The organism is Kocuria sp. GQ42 (assembly GCF_059758435.1).
The window spans coordinates 1-1,380 of record NZ_JCAXEN010000014.1 but is presented as its reverse complement, the minus strand read 5'-3'; the positions used below and the strand labels follow the sequence as shown (position 1 = coordinate 1,380).

1 rRNA gene is annotated in these 1,380 nt (G+C 56.5%); it reads right to left on the bottom strand.

From position 1 onward, the window contains the following. A 16S ribosomal RNA gene (locus AC6CH6_RS17845) occupies positions 1 to 1,241 on the bottom strand; the annotation flags it as partial. Positions 1,242 to 1,380 lie beyond the last annotated feature (139 nt).

The window sequence follows — 1,380 nt, the reverse complement described above, 5'->3', positions numbered from 1 at the left end:
TCGCAACCCTTTGTACCGGCCATTGTAGCATGCGTGAAGCCCAAGACATAAGGGGCATGATGATTTGACGTCATCCCCACCTTCCTCCGAGTTGACCCCGGCAGTCTCCTATGAGTCCCCACCATCACGTGCTGGCAACATAGAACGAGGGTTGCGCTCGTTGCGGGACTTAACCCAACATCTCACGACACGAGCTGACGACAACCATGCACCACCTGTCCACCAGCCCCGAAGGGAAACCCCATCTCTGGGGCGGTCCGGTGAATGTCAAGCCTTGGTAAGGTTCTTCGCGTTGCATCGAATTAATCCGCATGCTCCGCCGCTTGTGCGGGCCCCCGTCAATTCCTTTGAGTTTTAGCCTTGCGGCCGTACTCCCCAGGCGGGGCACTTAATGCGTTAGCTACGGCGCGGAAAACGTGGAATGTCCCCCACACCTAGTGCCCAACGTTTACGGCATGGACTACCAGGGTATCTAATCCTGTTCGCTCCCCATGCTTTCGCTCCTCAGCGTCAGTAACAGCCCAGAGACCTGCCTTCGCCATCGGTGTTCCTCCTGATATCTGCGCATTTCACCGCTACACCAGGAATTCCAGTCTCCCCTACTGCACTCTAGTCTGCCCGTACCCACTGCAGACCCGGGGTTGAGCCCCGGGCTTTCACAGCAGACGCGACAAACCGCCTACGAGCTCTTTACGCCCAATAATTCCGGACAACGCTTGCGCCCTACGTATTACCGCGGCTGCTGGCACGTAGTTAGCCGGCGCTTCTTCTGCAGGTACCGTCACTCTCGCTTCTTCCCTACTGAAAGAGGTTTACAACCCGAAGGCCGTCATCCCTCACGCGGCGTCGCTGCATCAGGCTTCCGCCCATTGTGCAATATTCCCCACTGCTGCCTCCCGTAGGAGTCTGGGCCGTGTCTCAGTCCCAGTGTGGCCGGTCACCCTCTCAGGCCGGCTACCCGTCGTCGCCTTGGTGAGCCATTACCCCACCAACAAGCTGATAGGCCGTGAGCCCATCCAAAACCAGTAAAACCCTTTCCACCACCCACCATGCGGCAAGAGGTAGTATCCAGTATTAGACCCAGTTTCCCAGGCTTATCCCAGAGTCAAGGGCAGGTTACTCACGTATTACTCACCCGTTCGCCACTAATCCGCCCAGCAAGCTGGGCATCATCGTTCGACTTGCATGTGTTAAGCACGCCGCCAGCGTTCGTCCTGAGCCAGGATCAAACTCTCCGTCAAAAAAACAACGAAAACATCAAACCCCGGCTGAAAATGTCGCCACCACCCCACGGAGGCAGGACGGCGACAACCAATCAACCGAATAAAACATCCGGTATCAACAAACATGGCACACTATTGAGTTCTCAAACAACAGACC